The sequence below is a fragment of the Cellulomonas sp. IC4_254 genome (assembly GCF_011603975.1).
Classification (GTDB): Bacteria; Actinomycetota; Actinomycetes; order Actinomycetales; family Cellulomonadaceae; genus Cellulomonas.
Genome location: NZ_JAANNB010000080.1, coordinates 1 through 15,550 on the forward strand (window position 1 = coordinate 1; position 15,550 = coordinate 15,550).

Genomic DNA, 15,550 nt, shown 5'->3' on the forward strand with positions numbered 1-15,550 from the left:
GTCGGCGTCGGCGGGCGCGGTCACCGCCTCCGCGAGCGCGGCGTCCAGCATCACCGCGAGCAGGTCGTCCTTGCTCGACACGTACCGGTAGAGCGCCATCGTCGTGACGCCGAGCCGCTCCGCCACCCGGGCCATCGACACGGCGTCGAGCCCGTCCGCGTCCGCGAGCGCGATCGCCGCGGCCGCGATCCCGGTCAGCGTCAGGCCGGGCCGGGGTCCGCGACGTCCGACCGGCGCGGGCCGCCAGAGCAGCGCGAGCCCCGGCGGGAGGCCGGCGCCCGCCTCCTCCTCGCCCGGCTCGCGGGCGGCCTCCGCCCGCAGCCGCGCCCGCTCGACCTGCCGCGCCGCGCGCTGCGCCGCGAGGTCGGCGTCCAGGGCCGCCCGCTGGGCCTCGCGCTCGGCGCGGTCGGCCTCGCGCTCGACCTCGCGGACGGCGCGCTCCTGCTCGGCGCGCAGCCGGTCGGCCTCCTTCTCGGCGGCGCGGGCGGCCTTCTCGCGGTCGCGCTGCGCCTTCTCGGCGTCCCGGCGGGCGCGCTCCCGGTCCTTCTCCGCGCGGGCGGCCTCCTTCTGCGCGGCCCGGGCGGCCTTCTCGCGGTCCCGGCGCAGCGCCTCGGCGTGCTTGCGCGCGGCGGCGTCGTCGGCGGCGGCCGCGGCGGCGCCGGCTGCTGCGTCGGGGGTGGCGCCGGACGGGGTGCCGTCGTCGGGCTGCATCGGACTCCTTGACCGTCGGCGAGGCAACTGTGTACAACATACACACCGCACCAACCGTGTACGACGTAGACAGAAAAGAGTCGGTGATGGACGACCCCATGATCGAGGCCCGCGCGCTGCGCAAGGCGTTCGGGTCCACCTCCGTGCTGGCCGGCGTGGACCTCGCGGTCCCGCGCGGCGGGGTGCTCGGGCTGCTCGGCCCGAACGGCGCGGGCAAGACCACCACGGTCGAGGTCCTAAGCACGCTGCTGCGTCCGGACGGCGGCACCGCGACCGTCGCCGGCCACGACGTCGTCCGCGAGCCCGACCGCGTCCGCGAGGCCATCAGCCTCACCGGCCAGTACGCGGCGGTCGACGAGCTGCTGACCGGCCGGGAGAACCTGCGGCTGATGGCCCGCCTCGCGCACCTCCCCCGCGCCGCCGGCCGTGCCCGCGGGGACGAGCTGCTCGAGCTGTTCGACCTCGTCGCCGCCGCCGACCGCCTGGTCCGCACGTACTCCGGCGGGATGCGTCGCCGGCTCGACCTCGCCCTCGGCCTGCTGACCCGCCCAGCCGTGCTGTTCCTCGACGAGCCCACGACCGGGCTCGACCCGCGCAGCCGGTCCGACCTCTGGGCCGTCATCCGCGACGTCGTCGCCGGCGGCGCCACCGTCCTGCTCACCACGCAGTACCTCGACGAGGCCGACGCGCTGGCCGACCGGGTCGCCGTGCTCGACCACGGGCGGGTCATCGCGCAGGGCACCGCCGCCGAGCTCAAGAGCGGGGTCGGCGCCGCGCACGTCGAGCTGCGGCTGGCCGACGGGCGCACCGAACGGGTCGCGACCGACGCCTCCGTGCCGGACGTGCGCCGCATCCTCGCCGACGTCGAGCTCCGCCGGCTGCCCGTCGACTCGTGGCGGGTGGCCGTCCCCACGCTCGACGACGTGTTCCTCACGCTCACCGGCCGCCCGGCGGAGGCCGCACCGGCCGACGCCGCGACCCTGCTCACCCGGGAGGCGTCATGACCACCACCGCCCTCGCGCCCGCGCGCGCCACCACCCGCCCGCCCACCGGCGGCTGGGCCCTGCGGGACACCGCCGCGATGATCGGCCGCAGCCTACGCCGGTCGCTGCGCACCCCGGACACGCTCATCATGGGCATCGCGCTGCCGGTGATCCTCATGCTGCTGTTCGTCTACGTGTTCGGCGGCGCCATCCAGACCGGCCAGGCCGCGTACGTCGACTACGTCGTCCCGGGGATCATCCTGCTCTGCGCCGGGTACGGCGCCGCCACCACCGCCGTCTCCGTCGCCTCCGACATGACCGGCGGCCTGATGAACCGGTTCCGCACGCTGCCCGTGCGGCCGGTCGCCGCGCTCACCGGGCACGTCGTCGAGTCCGTGGTCCGCAACGCGGTGTCGACGGCGCTGGTGGTAGGCGTCGCCTACCTCGCCGGGTTCCGGCCGACCGCCGGGCTCGGCGAGTGGCTGGCCGTCGCCGGGCTCGTGCTGCTGTACGTGCTCGCCCTGACCTGGACCGCCGTGTGCATCGGGATGGTCTCGTCCGGCCCGGAGGCCGCCAACGGCTTCACCTTCGCGATCATGTTCCTGCCCTACGTGTCGAGCGCCTTCGTGCCGCCCGAGTCGATGCCGCGCGTCCTCCAGGTCGTCGCGACGTACCAGCCGGTCACGCCCGTCACCGACACCGTGCGGGCCTGGCTCACCGGCGCGCCCGGCGGGCAGCCGCTCGTCGCGCTGGCGTGGTGCGCGGGCCTGCTCGTCGTCGCGCGCCTCACCGCGGCCTGGCTGTTCCGGCGCCGGGCGGCGCGCTGAGCCGTCGAACCCGGGCACGTACGCGTGGGGTCACCGGCGCACGTCGCCGGTGACCCCACCACGCGTCACAGCGGGACGCCCAGCCGGGTCGCGAGCCGCACGGTGTCCGCGCGGTGCCGTGCCGAGGCGTCCTCGTACTCGAGGCACCAGAGCAGCTGCTGCACCGCTGCCCGGTCGTCGGCGTCGGCGGGCGACCCGGGCATCCCGTGCCAGAGAGCGGCGCGCGCGCCGTCCGCGTCGACCGGGCCGGCCCACGCGCTGTCCCAGTCCAGCACCGCCGCCAGCTCCCACCCCGGGCCCGCCGGCCGCACCAGCACGCTCGCGTGGTGCAGGTCCCCGTGCACGAGCACCGCTCCGCCCGCACCGTCGAAGCGCGCGTCGAGGAGGTCGAGCACCCGCTCGGCCGCGTCCAGCCGCCACCCCGCCGGGACCCGCCCGCGGGTCCGCTCGCGCAGGGCCGCCCGCTCGGACGGGTGCGGGAACGCACCGAGCTCGCCGAACCCCGGCTGCGCGACCGTGCGCAGCCGCGCGAGCACGTCGCCGAGCTGGGCGAGGACCGCCAGCCGGACCGCGTCGTCCGCGTGCGGGTGGGCCTCCGACCACCGCAGCCCGGCGACCCGCTCGGTCACGTGCACCTGGGTCCCGGCGACGACGCGCGCGACCACCGTGCGCGGCACCGGCACGCCCGCCGCCCCGGCCGCCGCCTGCGCGCGGGCCGCCCGGAGCAGGTGCGGGCGGTCGCCGGCCGGCGCGGTCTTCACGACCAGCCGCTCACCACCGGCTCCGATCACGGCGCGGACGGTCGCCCCACCGTCCCCCGGGAGCGCGCCGTCGGTGCGGGCCCCCGGACCGAGCACGGCCGCGAGCACGCCCTCGACGTCTGCCTCGCTCGTCACGTCCCCATCGTCGCAGCCCGGGCGACCCCCCGGTCGTCCCCAGGCCCAGCCCGCAGGGGGTGACCGCGGGCGTCCGCGGTGGTGGGATGGGCGCATGACCGTCCCTCCCCCGGCGGGCGCCGCACCCGCCACCGGCCCCGGCACCGGCTCCGGCACCGCTCCCGACGTCGCGCCCGGCGGCGCCGTCCCGCCCGGGCGCGTGCTGGCCGTCGAGTCCGCCGGCGTCGACGTCATCGCCGACCGCGACCGCAAGGGCACCCCGCGCCAGCTGTTCTGGCCCTGGTTCGCCGCCAACGTGTCCGTGCTCGGCCTGTCCTACGGCGCGTGGGTCCTCGACTTCGGGGTGTCCTTCCGGCAGGCCGTGGTCGCGAGCGTCGTCGGCATCGTGTTCTCGTTCCTGCTGTGCGGGATCGTCGCGCTCGCCGGCAAGCGGGGCTCAGCGCCCACGATGGTGCTGTCCCGCGCGGCGCTCGGCGTGCAGGGGAACCGGGTGGCCGCCGTGCTGTCCTGGCTGCTCACCGTCGGCTGGGAGACGATCCTCACCGCCCTCGCCACGCTCGCCACCGCCACCGTCGTCGAGGCGCTCGGCTGGGGCGGCGGCACCGGGGTGCAGGTCGTCGCGCTCGTCGTCGTCGCGGGGCTGATCATCGCGGGCGGCGTGTTCGGCTTCGACCTCATCATGCGGATGCAGACCGTCATCACCGTCGTCACCGCCGTGCTCACCGTCGGCTACGTCCTGCTGGTCCTCGACCACATCGACACCGCCGCCGTCACCGCGCTGCCGTCCGGCACCGCCCAGGCGTTCATCGGCGCCCTCGTGTTCATGATGACCGGGTTCGGCCTCGGCTGGGTCAACATGGCCGCCGACTACTCCCGGTACCTCCCCCGGCACACCTCCGGCCGCGGCGTCGTCGGCTGGACCACGTTCGGGGCCTCGCTCGCTCCCGTCGTGCTGCTGCTGTTCGGCCTGCTGCTGGCCGGGTCCGACGCCGAGCTGCGCGCCGCCATCAGCGCCGACCCGATCGGCGCGCTCACCACCATCCTGCCGACCTGGTACCTGGTGCCGTTCGCGGTCGTGGCGGTGCTCGGGCTCGTCGGCGGGGCGGTCCTCGACATCTACTCCTCCGGGCTCGCCCTCGTCTCCACCGGCCTGCCCGTCACCCGGCCCGTCGCCGCCGGGATCGACGGCGTGATCATGGTGCTCGGCACCATCTACATCGTGTTCGGCTCCGACACCTTCTTCGGCGTCTTCCAGGGCTTCCTCATCACGCTCGGCGTCCCGATCGCCGCGTGGGCGGGCATCATGATCGCCGACGTCCTGCTCCGCCGCCGCGACTACGACGACCACGACCTGTTCGACCCGCGCGGCCGCTACGGCCGGGCCGCCGGGGTGCCCCTCACGCTGCTCGCGCTCGGGACCGTCCTCGGCTGGGGCCTGGTCACCAACGCGTCCGCCGGCTGGCTGTCCTGGCAGGGGTATCTGCTCGGGCCGCTCGGGCTCGGCGGGACCTCCGGCGCCTGGGCGTACGCGAACCTCGGGGTTCTGGTCGCACTGGCCGTCGGGTTCCTCGGCACGCTGCTGCTGCGGCGGGCGGCCGTGCGGCGCCAGGAGGCGCTGGCGCCGTCGACGGGCTCGGCCGACGCGGGCGCTGACGCGCGGGTGGCGCGGTGACCGCGGGCGGTGGCGCGGACGGCGCGGCCCCGGCGGACGAGCACGGCGCGACCGGCGCCACACCCGGGCGGGCCGTGCTGGTCGTGATCGACATGCAGCCCGTCTTCGCCGACGAGGGCAGCCCGTGGGCGGCGCCGCGGTTCGCCGAGGCGCTGCCCGTCGTCCGCTCCCTCGCCGAACGCGCCGGCGCCGACCGCACGGTCTTCACGCGGTTCGTCGCGCCCGAGCACCCCGAGGGCGCGTGGGTGGCCTACTACGCCGACTGGCCGTTCGCCCTGCAGCCCGAGGACGCTCCGGCGTACGCCGTCGTCCCGGAGCTCGCCGACCTCGCGGCGGACGCCGCCGTCGTCACCGCCACCACGTTCGGCAAGTGGGGCCCGGACCTCGCCGCGCACGTCGGCCCCGGCGACACCATGCTCCTCACCGGCGTCTCCACCGACTGCTGCGTGCTCTCGACGGCCCTCCCGGCGGCGGACGCCGGCGTGGCCGTGCGGGTCGTCGCCGAGGCCTGTGCCGGCGCCGACGACACCAGCCACGCACGCGCCCTCGACGCGATCCGCCTCTACGCCCCGCTGGCCGACGTCATCGACGCCACCACCGCGGGCGCGATCCTGGCGACGACGACGGCCCCACCGGCCTGACCCGCGCGCAGCCGGCGCGGCTCCGCCGGTCCCGCCCCCGCCGAGGTCGGCGGTTCCGCCCGAGGTCGTCGGTTCCGCTCGGGGCCCGTGGCCGCAACCGACGACCTCGGCCCCGCGCCGCGCGAGGTCGTCACGTCCGCGCGAGGTCGTCAGCAGCGAATACCGACCTCAGCGCGATCCGCCGACCTCACGCACGACGCGCCGCGCCCCGTCGTCGGTGCGCGGACGTCGGCGCCGAGGTCGGCGGTTCTGCCCCAGGTCGGCGGTTCCGCACCGGGTCCCGCGGCCGGAACCGACGACCTCGGCGCGGCGGTGCGCGCACGCGACCCCGCCGCACGCGCCTCCGCGACGGCGCGGCGGTGCGCGCAGCGCGACGCCCGGGCGGTGCCGGTCCCCCGCGAGGGACCTGCGCCACCCGGGCGTCGCGGGAGTACGGCGGATCAGGCCTGGCGCTCGGCGGACTCCACCACGTTGGCGAGCAGCATCGCGCGCGTCATCGGCCCCACGCCCCCGGGGTTCGGGGACACCCACGCGGCGACCTCGGCCACCCCGGCGTCCACGTCGCCGGCGATCCGCGACTTCCCCGTCTCCGGGTCGGACACGCGCGAGACGCCCACGTCGACCACGACGGCGCCCGGCTTCACCAGGTCGGCCGTGAGGATGCCCGGGACACCGGCGGCGGCGACGATCACGTCGGCGTTCCGGGTGTGCTCGCCGAGGTCCTTCGTGCCGGTGTGGGTGAGCGTGACCGTGGCGTTCACGGCGCGGCGGGTCAGCAGCAGGCCGATCGACCGGCCGACCGTCGTGCCGCGGCCGATGACCGTGACGTCCGCGCCGGCGAGGTCGACGCCGTGCCGGGTGAGCAGCTCGATGATGCCGCGCGGCGTGCAGGGCAGCGGGGAGTCGACCTCCTCGTTCACCCGCAGCACCAGGCGGCCGAGGTTGGTCGGGTGCAGGCCGTCGGCGTCCTTGTCGGGGTCGACGAGCTCGAGCACCCGGTTGGTGTCGATGCCGCGCGGCAGCGGCAGCTGCACGATGAACCCGGTGCACGCGGGGTCCTCGTTCAGCCGCTGCACGGCGGCCTCGATGTCCTCCTGCGAGGCGTCGGCGGGCAGGTCCTCGCGGATGGACGCGATGCCGACCTCCGCGCAGTCCCGGTGCTTGCCGGCGACGTAGGACACCGAGCCCGGGTCCTCCCCCACCAGCAGCGTGCCGAGCCCCGGCGTGATGCCGCGCTCCGCGAGCACCGCCACCCGCGCCTTGAGCTCGTCCTTGATCGCGGCGGCCGTGGCCTTGCCGTCGAGCGTCTTCGCCGTCATGTCGCGGCCCCGATCAGTACTGCTGCAGGCCGGGGTACAGCGGGAACGCGTCGGCCAGCTTGGCCACCCGCGCCCGCAGGCCCTCGACGTCGGCGGACGCACCGGCGGTCAGCGCGGTCGCGATGATGTCCGCGACCTCGGTGAACTCGGCGTCGCCGAAGCCGCGGGTCGCGAGCGCCGGGGTGCCGATCCGCAGGCCGGAGGTGACGCGCGGGGGGCGCGGGTCGAACGGCACCGCGTTGCGGTTCACCGTGATGCCGACGTCGTGCAGCAGGTCCTCGGCCTGCTGGCCGTCGAGCTGCGAGTTCCGCAGGTCGACGAGCACCAGGTGCACGTCGGTGCCGCCGGTCAGCACGGAGACGCCCGCGGCGGCGACCTCGGGCGAGACCAGGCGGTCGGCGATGATCCGGGCGCCGTCGATCGTGCGCTGCTGGCGGGCCTTGAAGTCCTCGCCGCCGGCGATCTTGAACGACACGGCCTTGGCGGCGATGACGTGCATGAGCGGACCGCCCTGCTGGCCCGGGAACACGGCGGAGTCGATCTTCTTGGCGTACTCCTCGCGGCTCAGGATGAAGCCGGAGCGGGGGCCGCCGATGGTCTTGTGCACGGTGGACGACACGACGTCCGCGTACGGCACGGGCGACGGGTGCAGGCCCGCGGCGACCAGGCCGGCGAAGTGGGCCATGTCGACCCAGAGCTTCGCGCCGACCTCGTCGGCGATCTCGCGCATCGCGGCGAAGTCGAGGTGCCGCGGGTAGGCGGACCAGCCGCCGATGATGACCTGCGGGCGGTGCTGGAGCGCGGCCTCGCGGATCGCCTCGGGCTCGATGAGGAAGGTGTCCGGGTTCACGCCGTACGCGCCGACGTCGTAGAGCTTGCCGGAGAAGTTGATCTTCATGCCGTGCGTCAGGTGGCCGCCGTGCGCGAGCTCGAGGCCCAGGATGCGGTCGCCGGCGCTGGCCAGGGCGTGCAGGACGGCCGCGTTCGCGGTCGCGCCGGAGTGCGGCTGGACGTTCGCGTGCTCGGCGCCGAACAGCTCCTTGGCGCGGGTGATCGCGAGCGTCTCGGCGATGTCGACCTGCTCGCAGCCGCCGTAGTAGCGGCGGCCCGGGTAGCCCTCGGCGTACTTGTTGGTGAGGACGGAGCCCTGGGCCTGCAGGACGGCGCGCGGGACGAAGTTCTCGCTCGCGATCATCTCGAGGGTGCCCTGCTGGCGGGCGAGCTCCCCGTCCAGGACCGCCGCGATCTCCGGGTCCACCTGGGACAGGTTCTGGTCGAGCAGGGGCGTGCTGTCGGCGCTCATGCGTCTCCTCGGCAGTCGGCGTGCGCGGTCGTGTCGGCCGCACACCGGTGGTGTGTGGATGACCGCGGGGCCCAGGCGTCCGACCCGACGTCGTGCTGCTGCGTCGCTCCCCGGTGGTGACCCACCTGTGCGCCAGTCGCGACCGGGTCAGCCTAGCAACGTCGCCGCCGCAGCGGGACGGGCTGTCCGCGGGCCGGTCGCGCGCGGGCGCCGCCGGCCTCAGGCCGAGGCGGGCGCCTCCGCGTCGGCGTCCCCGAGGATCCGCCGCAGGTACGCGTACGTGAGGTCCCCGACCGTCTGGTCGTGCTCGTGCGTGTAGCCGTGCTTCTCGTACAGCGCGAGGTTCTGCACCGAGTCGCGCCCGGTGAACACCCAGATCTCCTCCACGTCCTCCGGCAGGTGCGGGAGGATCGCGAGCAGCAGCTGCGTCCCGATGCCGTGGCCCTGCTGGTCGGGCGCGACGGCGAACCGGCCGAGCGTGGCCTTCTTGCCCTCGAGCACCACCCGGATCGAGCCGACCAGGCGGTGACCGGCCCAGGCGCCCAGCGTGACGACGCCTTCGGCCGCGATGTCGGTGCGCAGCTCGGAGAGCGTCTGGGTCAGCGGCGGGATGTGCGGGTCGTCGTACTGCTGCGCCTCGGTGACGAACGCGGCGCGGCGCAGGGTCAGGAGCTCGCCGGCGTCGGCGTCGGTGATGGGCCGGATGGTCACCTCGGTGTCGCTCATGCCCCCATCGTCTCAGGACCCGCGCGAGGTCGACAGCCCGGAGGTCCCGGTGTCACCCGGATTCCACCCGGTGGACACGTCCCGTGCGGGGGCGCCGGCCCGGGCCGCCCGGCGGACGCCCGGGGCCGCCGCGCGCCGCGCGCGGGTACCCTCCCCTGCGTGACGACCCCGACCTCCGCCCCCGGCACGGCCACCTCCTGGGTGCTGTCGCTGTCCTGCCCCGACCAGCCCGGCATCGTCGCCGCGGTCGCGGGGCTGCTCGCAGAGCACGGCGGGAACATCACCGAGTCGCAGCAGTTCGGCGACCCGCTGTCGGGGCTGTTCTTCATGCGCGTCGAGGTCGCCGCCGAGCGGACCCGGGAGGAGCTGGAGCAGGCGCTGGCCGCGCTCGCCCCGCGGTTCTCGATGGACTGGTCGCTGGACGTCGCCGGGCGCAAGGTCCGCACCCTGCTGCTCGGCTCGACCGCCGCGCACTGCGTGAATGACCTGGCGTTCCGGCAGCGGTCCGAGGGCCTGCCGATCGACATCGTCGGCCTCGTGTCCAACCACACCGCGCTCGCCGATCTGGCCGCGTTCTACGACATCCCGTTCCACCACGTGCCCGTCACCAAGGACACGAAGGCGGCGGCCGAGGCCCGGCTGCTCGCGCTCGTCGAGGAGCTGGACGTCGAGCTGGTCGTGCTCGCCCGGTACATGCAGATCCTGTCGGACGACCTGTGCCGCGCGCTGGCCGGGCGGGTCATCAACATCCACCACTCGTTCCTGCCGTCGTTCAAGGGCGCCCGCCCGTACGCGCAGGCCCACGACCGCGGCGTGAAGCTCATCGGCGCGACCGCGCACTACGTGACCGGCGACCTCGACGAGGGCCCGATCATCGAGCAGGACGTCGAGCGGGTGGACCACACCCGCGGGGTGGCGGACCTGGTCGCGCTGGGCCAGGACGTGGAGCGCCGGGCGCTGGCGCGGGCGGTGCGCTGGCACGCGGAGCACCGGGTCCTGCTGGACGGGCACCGGACGATCGTCTTCCGCTGAGCCCGCTCTGATACTTTTTCATCAGACCTGATGGAAAAGTATCAACCACGGACGGTGCTGCGTGGACCTGAGCAACCCGGTGTCCGCCGTGATCCCGAGCCTGGAGGGTCGCGTGCTCGTGGTCCTCGACCGAGCCGCGACGCCGTTGACCGGCTCGCGGGTGGCCGACCTCGTCCCGGACGCCTCCAACCCCGGCGTCCGCGCAGCCCTCGGCCGGCTCGTCGAGCAGGGCACGTGCTGGCCGAGCGGTCGTCGCACGCGGTGCTCTACCGGGCGAACCGCGAGCACCTCGCGTGGCCGGCGATCGAGTCCGCGGTCCGGTTCGCCACCCGCGCCCTCGACGCGCTGCGCGACCGCCTCGTCGCCACCCTGGTCCAGCACCTCGGCGACGACCGCGCGGGGCGGACCACCGTCGCGCTCTACGGGTCGGTCGCGCGCGGCACGGCCGACCGGAGGAGTGACGTGGACCTGGTCGTGCTGACCCCCGACGACGTCGGTCCGGACGAGGTCGAGTCCCTGGTCCTCTCCGTCACGGCGGGCGTGGAGCGGTGGACCGGGAACGCGTGCTCCGTCTACGAGTTGTCCACAGACCGCCTCGCCGAGCTTGTGCGCGCCGCCGACCCGATGGTTCGGTCGTGGCTCGAGGAAGCGACCACGATCAGCGGCCCGGACCTGACGGGACTGCTGCACACCCACGGAGCGTGACACGTGCCGCCACGGACGACGCGGATGACCCCGGACTCCGCCCGGCAGCGCGCGGCCATCGCACGCGAGCACCTCCGCGTGGCGGAGGAACGGCTCGCCGCGTGCGAGGACGGCCCGTCCGGACCGGCGAGCGTGTCCGCGGCCAACGCGATCAGCGCCGCCATCGCGGCCGCCGACGCGATCTGCGGCATCGCGCTCGGGCACCGCAGCAGCGGCACCGACCACCGGGAGGCCGCGGCGCTGCTCGCCCAGGTGGCCGAGGGAGCGCCTCTCGCCCGACGGCTCGCCCGCCTCACCGCGCAGAAGTCCCAGACCCAGTACGGCGACTACGTCACCGCACGGGTCGCGCGCGACGTCACCGGGTCGGCAAGGCCGGCTCGTCGCCGCGCTCCCGCGGTACGGGCTCTGACGACCCGGGCCGTCAGAGCGTCGCGGGCCGGGTCGTCGGCCGCGCCGCCCGCCCGGTCGGCGTGATCCCCGTGATCGCCGCGATGAGGTCCTCGTACGACGCGTGCTCGGCGTCGAAGTCGCCGTTGATCCGCCCGAGCCGCAGCACGACGATCCGGTCGGCGACCGCCTGCACGTCCACCATCGAGTGGCTGATCATGACGACGCCGAGCCCGCTCTCCCGGAGCCGCTCGACCATGTTGAGCACCTCGGCGGTCTGCGAGATGCCGAGCGACGCCAGCGGCTCGTCGAGCACGACCACCCGCGGGTTGCCGACGAGGGTCCGCGCGACGGCGACGGCCTGCCGCTGCCCGCCGGACAGCGCGCGCACGGGCGCCCGGACGGACGGCACGCGCGCCGCGAGCTGGCTCAGCACCTCCCAGGCGCGGCGCTCCATCCGGCGCTCGTCGAGGATCCCGGCGCGGCGGAGCTCCTGGCCGAGGAACAGGTTCTGCACGACGTCGAGGTTCTCGGCGAGCGCGAGGTCCTGGAACACGGCCGCGATGCCGAGCTCCCGCGCGGCGCGCGTGGACGGCATGGTCACGGGGACGCCGCCGACCTCGATGTGGCCGGAGTCGGGGGCGAGCGCGCCCGACATCACCCGCGCGAGCGTCGACTTCCCGGCGCCGATGTCGCCGACGATCGCCACGACCTCGTGCGCGTGGATGTCGAGGTCCACGTCGACCAGCGCGCGCACGGCGCCGTAGTTGCGGGAGACGCCCCGCACGGACAGGACGGGGGTGCCCGGTGGCCTGGTCATCGGTCCTCCTCCGCTGCGTCGCTGCCGCGTGCCCTGCTGCACCGGCTCATCCTGCCACCGCCATCGACTGGGCAATACCGGCGTGGTCCAGCGCGAGGGCCAGCGCCCCGCGCACCTCGGCGGCGGTGCCCAGCTCGGAGACGACCACCTCGACCGGGCCCGCGGTGCTCGGGAGGGTCCGCTGCGCGAGCACGCTGCGGAACGTGTCCAGCAGGATCGGCCCCGCGTCGGCGAGCCGCCCGCCGACGACGACGAGCTCCGGGTCGAACAGGTTGCACGTGTTGGCGGCGGCCACGGCGAGCAGCCGGCCGGCGTCGGAGATCACCCGCCGGCAGCCGGGGTCGCCGTCCTGCGCCCGGGCGATGACGTCCGACAGGGTGAGGTGGCCGTGGCTCGACTCCAGCATCCGCAGCAGGGCGGGCGCGCCGATGAGCGCGTCCAGGCAGCCGCGGTTGCCGCACCGGCAGATCGGGCCGTTGTCGTCGATGGTGATGTGCCCGAACTCGCCGGCCGCGCCGGTTCGACCGTGGAACACGCGGCCGTCGACGATCAGCCCGCTGCCGACGCCGTGCGACACCTTGAGGTAGGCGACGTGCCGCTTGCCGCGGGCGGCGCCGTGCCGGAGCTCGGCGAGCGCCCCGAGGTTCGAGTCGTTGTCGACCTGGACGGGCACCCCGAGGCGGCGCTCCAGCACCTCGGGGACGGACACCCCGTCCCAGCCGCGCAGCACGCCGACCGACACGATCCGGCCCGTGACCGGGTCGACCGGGGCCGGTACCCCGACCCCGACGGCGAGGACCTCGGACATGGTGGCGCCGACGGAGTCGACGAGCTCGGTGAGCAGCAGCGACGCGCGCTCCAGGCCGGCGTCCGCGCGGTGGTCCGGCGGCAGCGGCATGCGCTGGTCGGCGACGATCCGCTGGGCGACGTCGGCGATCGTGACCCGCAGCGAGCGGGAGCCGAAGTGGATGCCGCCGACGAGCCCGAGGTTGCGCGCGAGGGTGACCTGCTGGGCGCGGCGGCCGCTGCGGGAGGTGGGCGCCGTGGCGAGCACGCCGGCGCCGGTGAGCTCCTTGACGATGTTCGACACCGTGGCGGGTGACAGCCCCGTGACACCGGCCAGCTCGACCTGCGTGAGTGAGCCACGCTGCTGGACGGCACTCACGATCCGGGCCCGGTTGGCTTCACGGAGTGAAGATTGCGATCCCGGGGTCACTCTCTCAGTGCCCACGTAGCCGAGGATACAGGGGCCGGGAGCCCGATCCGCACGGCGCGCGACACCCCTACGGATGCGTTCGAGAGGTGACGGCACCGACGGCCCTCCCGCGCTGCCGGCGGGCTTGGTACCGTCGTGGTACCACCCAGCGGAGGAGTCCACCATGGCACGCACCCTGCGTCTTTCCGCCGAGGCCGAGGAGGCCGTCGCCGCGATCGCGGAGGCCGAGCACATCTCGCAGAACGAGGCGATCAACCGGGCGCTCCTCGACTACGCGCGCAAGCGGACCGAGGTGCGGGACGCGCTGATCGCCTCGATCGTGGCGCAGGACGCCGCGATCCTCGACCGCCTCGCCTGACACGTGCCGGTCTTCCTCGGGGTCGAGGACCTGGTCGCGGTCGCGCGGGCCGTGCTCGGCGGACCGCCGGCGCTCCGCGACCCCGGCGCGCTGGTCGCCGCCGCCGGTCAGCCCGCGGCGACGTGGGACGGCGTCGCGCTCTACCCGTCGCTCGACGACCAGGCCGCGGCGCTGCTCGTCTCGGTGGTGAGCAACCACCCGTTCGTCGACGGCAACAAGCGGGTCGGCTGGGTGGGCGCCCGCCTGTTCTACGCCCTCAACCAGCACGAGCTCCGGATCCCCGAGGACGACGCCGTCGCCCTGGTCCTCGCGGTCGCGGACGGCAGCGTCCGCGACGTCCCGCTGGTCGCGGGCGCGCTGAGCCGGCACCGCCGCACGCTCGGCTGACCCCGGGCACGGCGACGGCCGCCGCCCGCGGCGTGCGGGACGGCGGCCGTCGGGACGTGCGGCGCGGGGGTCAGCCCAGGCGCGCGGCCAGGTTCTCGTCGAGGGCCGCGAGGAAGTCCTCGGTGGTCAGCCACTCCTGCTCCGGGCCGACGAGCAGCGCGAGGTCCTTGGTCATCTTGCCGCTCTCGACGGTCTTGACGACGACGTCCTCGAGCGTCTCGGCGAACTGGGTGACCTCGGGGGTGCCGTCCAGCTTGCCGCGGTGCTTGAGGCCGCCGGTCCACGCGAAGATCGACGCGATCGGGTTGGTCGACGTCGGCTTGCCGGCCTGGTGCTGGCGGTAGTGCCGGGTGACGGTGCCGTGCGCGGCCTCGGCCTCGACGGTCTGGCCGTCGGGGGTCATGAGGACCGAGGTCATCAGGCCGAGGGAGCCGAAGCCCTGCGCGACGGTGTCCGACTGGACGTCGCCGTCGTAGTTCTTGCAGGCCCAGACGTAGCCGCCCTCCCACTTCATGGCGGAGGCGACCATGTCGTCGATGAGACGGTGCTCGTAGGTGAGGCCGGCCTCGGCGAACGCGGCCGCGAACTCGGTGTCGAAGATCTCCTGGAACAGGTCCTTGAACCGGCCGTCGTAGGCCTTGAGGATCGTGTTCTTGGTCGACAGGTACACCGGGTAGTTCCGCTGCAGGCCGTACGCGAACGAGGCGCGCGCGAAGTCGCGGATCGACTCGTCGAAGTTGTACATGGCCATCGCGACGCCGCCGTCGCCCGGGTAGGTCACGACCTCGGTCTGGATCGGCTCGGAGCCGTCCGCCGGCGTGAAGGTCAGGGTCAGCGTGCCCGCGCCCTGCACCGTGAAGTCGGTCGCCTTGTACTGGTCGCCGTGGGCGTGGCGGCCGATGATGATCGGCTTGTTCCAGCCCGGGACCAGCCGCGGGATGTTGCTGATGATGATCGGCTCGCGGAAGACCACGCCGCCGAGGATGTTGCGGATCGTGCCGTTCGGGGAGCGCCACATCTTCTTGAGGCCGAACTCCTCGACGCGGGCCTCGTCCGGGGTGATCGTCGCGCACTTGACGCCGACGCCGTGCTCCTTGATCGCGTTCGCCGCGTCCACCGTGACCTGGTCGTCCGTCGCGTCGCGGTTCTCGATCGACAGGTCGTAGTAGCGCAGGTCGATGTCGAGGTACGGATGGATCAGGCGGTCCTTGATGAACTGCCAGATGATCCGCGTCATCTCGTCACCGTCGAGCTCGACGACCGGTCCAACCACCTTGATCTTCGCCATGCGCCCCAGATTACTTGACGTCGAGAGACTTCGCGGCGGCCCGGGCCGGGTCCGGGCCGCATCCAGGCGACGCACAGCGATCGGTGGCATCCTCGAACCGTGTGCCCGACCGGGGCTGCGCGCCGCGCGCCCGCAGGTCGGACCCGGTGCGGGGCCGCCGAACGGCGCGGCCCGCGCCCGTCATCGCACCCGGACGAACGGATGATCATGTCGCAGGACAAGCCCGAGCCCGCCGAGGCCCCGGACGCGCCCACCGGCGCCACCGACCCGCAGCAGGGC

The 15,550-nt window shown here is 74.7% G+C and carries 17 protein-coding genes and 1 riboswitch; of the genes, 9 read left to right on the forward strand and 8 right to left on the reverse strand.

Features of this window, described 5'->3' with window-relative positions:
* The coding region (locus G6556_RS19160) for a helix-turn-helix domain-containing protein (protein ID WP_205693270.1) at positions 1-711 on the reverse strand (711 nt) is incomplete at its 3' end.
* An 86-nt stretch (positions 712-797) separates the two neighbouring features.
* On the opposite strand from G6556_RS19160, the gene G6556_RS09720 reads away from it, so the two are divergent.
* Positions 798-1,715 carry an ATP-binding cassette domain-containing protein gene (locus tag G6556_RS09720; protein ID WP_166940771.1) on the forward strand — a complete coding sequence of 306 codons (918 nt, stop codon included), beginning with the start codon at positions 798-800 and terminating at the stop codon, positions 1,713-1,715.
* On the forward strand, positions 1,712-2,521 hold the full coding sequence (locus G6556_RS09725; RefSeq protein ID WP_166940773.1) for an ABC transporter permease: 810 nt from the start codon (positions 1,712-1,714) through the stop codon (positions 2,519-2,521). Before G6556_RS09720 ends, G6556_RS09725 begins: the two co-directional genes overlap by 4 nt.
* 65 nt (positions 2,522-2,586) lie before the next feature.
* Here the strand turns inward: G6556_RS09725 and G6556_RS09730 are convergent, their stop codons facing one another.
* Complete coding sequence (locus tag G6556_RS09730; RefSeq protein ID WP_166940775.1) at positions 2,587-3,417, reverse strand: phosphotransferase; 831 nt, start codon at positions 3,415-3,417, stop codon at positions 2,587-2,589.
* Positions 3,418-3,511: 94 nt separating this feature from the next.
* On the opposite strand from G6556_RS09730, the gene G6556_RS09735 reads away from it, so the two are divergent.
* Both G6556_RS09735 and G6556_RS09740 read left to right on the forward strand, forming a co-directional pair.
* Positions 3,512-5,089: a cytosine permease gene (locus G6556_RS09735; RefSeq protein WP_166940777.1), complete on the forward strand. Its 1,578-nt coding sequence runs from the start codon at positions 3,512-3,514 to the stop codon at positions 5,087-5,089.
* Positions 5,086-5,730: an isochorismatase family protein gene (locus G6556_RS09740; RefSeq protein ID WP_346774815.1), complete on the forward strand. Its 645-nt coding sequence runs from the start codon at positions 5,086-5,088 to the stop codon at positions 5,728-5,730. The genes G6556_RS09735 and G6556_RS09740 overlap by 4 nt, the downstream gene beginning before the upstream one ends.
* Before the next feature lie 440 nt (positions 5,731-6,170).
* Here the strand turns inward: G6556_RS09740 and G6556_RS09745 are convergent, their stop codons facing one another.
* From G6556_RS09745 to G6556_RS09755, 3 genes are all read right to left on the reverse strand, one after another.
* Positions 6,171-7,049 carry a bifunctional methylenetetrahydrofolate dehydrogenase/methenyltetrahydrofolate cyclohydrolase gene (locus tag G6556_RS09745; protein ID WP_166940779.1) on the reverse strand — a complete coding sequence of 293 codons (879 nt, stop codon included), beginning with the start codon at positions 7,047-7,049 and terminating at the stop codon, positions 6,171-6,173.
* A 13-nt stretch (positions 7,050-7,062) separates the two neighbouring features.
* Entirely contained in the window at positions 7,063-8,352 is a 1,290-nt protein-coding gene (glyA, locus tag G6556_RS09750) for a serine hydroxymethyltransferase (RefSeq protein WP_205693271.1), read from the reverse strand.
* Between the two features lie 62 nt (positions 8,353-8,414).
* Positions 8,415-8,502: riboswitch (ZMP/ZTP riboswitch) on the reverse strand.
* A gap of 69 nt (positions 8,503-8,571) precedes the next feature.
* Positions 8,572-9,078, reverse strand: coding sequence for a GNAT family N-acetyltransferase (locus tag G6556_RS09755; RefSeq protein ID WP_166940781.1), 507 nt, complete (start codon positions 9,076-9,078; stop codon positions 8,572-8,574).
* Between the two features lie 159 nt (positions 9,079-9,237).
* Here G6556_RS09755 and purU point away from each other — a divergent pair, with 159 nt between their 5' ends.
* The 3 genes from purU (at position 9,238) to G6556_RS09770 (ending at position 11,289) form a co-directional block, all read left to right on the forward strand.
* The gene (gene purU, locus G6556_RS09760; RefSeq protein ID WP_166940790.1) at positions 9,238-10,110 is read left to right on the forward strand and encodes a formyltetrahydrofolate deformylase; all 873 of its coding nucleotides are present in this window, start codon (positions 9,238-9,240) and stop codon (positions 10,108-10,110) included.
* A 234-nt stretch (positions 10,111-10,344) separates the two neighbouring features.
* A complete protein-coding gene (locus G6556_RS09765) occupies positions 10,345-10,815 on the forward strand; it encodes a nucleotidyltransferase domain-containing protein (RefSeq protein WP_166940792.1) in 471 nt (156 codons plus the stop codon).
* 24 nt (positions 10,816-10,839) lie between these two features.
* On the forward strand, positions 10,840-11,289 hold the full coding sequence (locus tag G6556_RS09770) for a hypothetical protein (RefSeq protein WP_166940794.1): 450 nt from the start codon (positions 10,840-10,842) through the stop codon (positions 11,287-11,289).
* On the opposite strand, the gene G6556_RS09775 is transcribed toward G6556_RS09770, so the two are convergent.
* Both G6556_RS09775 and G6556_RS09780 read right to left on the reverse strand, forming a co-directional pair.
* Positions 11,237-12,022 carry an ATP-binding cassette domain-containing protein gene (locus G6556_RS09775; RefSeq protein ID WP_166940796.1) on the reverse strand — a complete coding sequence of 262 codons (786 nt, stop codon included), beginning with the start codon at positions 12,020-12,022 and terminating at the stop codon, positions 11,237-11,239. The genes G6556_RS09770 and G6556_RS09775 overlap by 53 nt on opposite strands.
* Before the next feature lie 46 nt (positions 12,023-12,068).
* Positions 12,069-13,187, reverse strand: a complete 1,119-nt coding sequence (locus tag G6556_RS09780; protein WP_346774816.1) for an ROK family transcriptional regulator — start codon at positions 13,185-13,187, stop codon at positions 12,069-12,071.
* Between the two features lie 214 nt (positions 13,188-13,401).
* On the opposite strand from G6556_RS09780, the gene G6556_RS09785 reads away from it, so the two are divergent.
* Both G6556_RS09785 and G6556_RS09790 read left to right on the forward strand, forming a co-directional pair.
* Positions 13,402-13,596, forward strand: coding sequence for a DNA-binding protein (locus tag G6556_RS09785; RefSeq protein WP_166940800.1), 195 nt, complete (start codon positions 13,402-13,404; stop codon positions 13,594-13,596).
* Positions 13,597-13,599: 3 nt separating this feature from the next.
* Entirely contained in the window at positions 13,600-13,983 is a 384-nt protein-coding gene (locus tag G6556_RS09790; protein ID WP_166940802.1) for a type II toxin-antitoxin system death-on-curing family toxin, read from the forward strand.
* A 70-nt stretch (positions 13,984-14,053) separates the two neighbouring features.
* Here the strand turns inward: G6556_RS09790 and G6556_RS09795 are convergent, their stop codons facing one another.
* Complete coding sequence (locus G6556_RS09795; RefSeq protein WP_166940804.1) at positions 14,054-15,271, reverse strand: NADP-dependent isocitrate dehydrogenase; 1,218 nt, start codon at positions 15,269-15,271, stop codon at positions 14,054-14,056.
* Positions 15,272-15,550 lie beyond the last annotated feature (279 nt).